Here is a 2,047-nt window from a genome sequence, read left to right on the forward strand (position 1 = left end):
CGTTCGAGGAGGGAGCATTCTATGAATTAACTTACTTTTTTATCGTTGTTATCTTCAATTGATGCAACGTTATCTGACTTTTTACTTTTTGCTGGCGCTTTGGTAACAGCTGGATCTTTGCCACCTTTTAATATGGTCATAAAATCATCTTTGCTTTTCGCTATTTCTAAAGCAAGTGATTCAATTTGTTGCTCACTAAGCGGTACGTCTACCTTTTCTAGCATCAGCTCAAGTGATTCTGCTATATCGAGCATCTTGTCATAAGCATCCGCTTCTTTTTTGGTAGTAAACGTCATACGCTCGACTCCGTTTCGTTCTACAACATATTTAACAACAACAGCCATGATTTCTCCTGCAAAATTGCTTGGCACCGTGGTTTTTAAAAAACCATTAGATTACTGTTTTTATGTACAGTAATGGTTTGTAAGTAAATTTGCAAGCGCGAAGTATTAATTTTTAGGTGTCTTAAATTTGACAAAAAACGGTAACTTTACTTTAGTTAAGCAATCACTTTGTTGTACCAGCTGCATTTTCAGGATTTCGGATCATAGTGATAATGCGTTTAGGTACACTTTAAGTGATGAACTTTACAGTTCCTTATTTATTGATTTCCTGAGCAATACTCAAAATTAAGAAAAGAAGAATAAGGGCAAGTTTAATGAAAACGTTAAAAAATTTACTCATCATAAGTTTATTATGTTTACTACCCGCGACTACCGCGTATGCACAATTATCAGAAGTAACTAAGCAAATGCCTCAAGCTGAGACAATTAGTATAAATAATGCTGATGCAGAGATGCTTGCTAAGTTACCTGGTATAGGTAAGAAAAAAGCGCAGGCAATTGTGGATTATCGTGAAGAAAATGGCGAATTTAAAAGCGTTAGTGATTTATCGCAAGTTAAAGGGATTGGCAAAAAACTTTTAGCTAAATTAGAGGGGAAACTTTCACTTTAATATTTCTAAAAAGTAATCAGGGTGCTAGGCGCCCTGATTAAATTGTTTTAGCGCATCGCTTAAGTGCTTTTTAGCAAAGTTAATTTCAATAGGTGTAGTTAATAGTGGATAGCACAATCCGCCAAGTATCAAAAATGGTATTAATATCCAACCTTTAAATACAGTGAATATTAAAAATAGTGGGCTAAGTAATAGCAACTTTATAATACGCAATAGAACTTTATCAGTTGGCGATAGCTGACTTAATGCAAGCGCAATTACGTCTTGACGCTGGCGTACTTTTAAATGCTTAAGCTGGTCTAATTGGCTTGAAAAAAATGTAAACATATCAAATCGACTTTTTAATTGATAAACGGGCAATAATTATAATAAATAGCGTTAGTGAGAAAATCCCAAATATCACTTCCATCCAAGCAGGCATGCTCATGCCAACAAACTGCCAATCTATATTTCCACAATCCCCGGTAGCTTGAAAAAAGCTAGGTATCCATTCATGTAGTGGCATAAATGATGGGAAATTTGGTTCAAACTCGCAGCTAAATGCAAAAGGGTCTGTGGTGGTCTGCATATCAATATGTTCGCGAGCAATTAAGTATCCCCAAACACTCGATATTCCCCAAATAACATACGCTATCATACGCACAGTTTTACTTTGTGGTTTACTTGAGCCTACAATCCCTGCGCCTAATAACCCCAATACTGCAGTGCGTTGATATATACACATTATGCAAGGCGCTAACCCCATTTTGTATTGAAAGAAAAGAGCGGTAACTTCAAGTAAAAAAACGATAGCTGTAAATAAAAGCCACGGGGTTCGTTGGGTAGGTAATTGTGCAAGCCAGTTCATAAAAATTCCGCGTTTTAATAGGACGTTAGATTATGACGTAGGATAAAGTATGCAGCAACAAAAAGGAAAAAAAAGCTACCGAAGTCGCTTTTTATAAGATGAAATTAATGACTACTCAATTCAGCCTTAGCAAAGGTTAAATGACGTTCTATTATTTTCCCATCGATACATAAGCTCAGTTATATTGCTTACTTATACTAAGGTGATGCATCATCTAAAGAATTTTTTATGGTTGCACTTTTTTG

General features: G+C 35.7%; 4 protein-coding genes. 1 reads left to right on the top strand and 3 read right to left on the bottom strand.

Features of this window, described 5'->3' with window-relative positions:
- Positions 1-26: 26 nt before the first annotated feature.
- Positions 27-344, bottom strand: coding sequence for a YebG family protein (locus tag H5072_RS17920; RefSeq protein WP_004335683.1), 318 nt, complete (start codon positions 342-344; stop codon positions 27-29).
- Positions 345-658: 314 nt separating this feature from the next.
- Here H5072_RS17920 and H5072_RS17925 point away from each other — a divergent pair, with 314 nt between their 5' ends.
- Entirely contained in the window at positions 659-955 is a 297-nt protein-coding gene (locus H5072_RS17925) for a helix-hairpin-helix domain-containing protein (protein WP_165723515.1), read from the top strand.
- Positions 956-979: 24 nt separating this feature from the next.
- Here H5072_RS17925 and H5072_RS17930 read toward each other — a convergent pair whose 3' ends face one another.
- Both H5072_RS17930 and dsbB read right to left on the bottom strand, forming a co-directional pair.
- The gene (locus tag H5072_RS17930; RefSeq protein WP_024595348.1) at positions 980-1,282 is read right to left on the bottom strand and encodes a DUF6170 family protein; all 303 of its coding nucleotides are present in this window, start codon (positions 1,280-1,282) and stop codon (positions 980-982) included.
- Position 1,283: 1 nt separating this feature from the next.
- Positions 1,284-1,802 (bottom strand): disulfide bond formation protein DsbB, encoded by a 519-nt coding sequence (gene dsbB / locus H5072_RS17935; protein WP_024595347.1) that lies wholly within the window; start codon positions 1,800-1,802, stop codon positions 1,284-1,286.
- Positions 1,803-2,047: the final 245 nt, after the last annotated feature.

Origin of the sequence: Pseudoalteromonas sp. SR45-5, from assembly GCF_014163565.1 — a bacterium.
In the GTDB taxonomy this organism is placed as follows: domain Bacteria; phylum Pseudomonadota; class Gammaproteobacteria; order Enterobacterales; family Alteromonadaceae; genus Pseudoalteromonas; species Pseudoalteromonas distincta.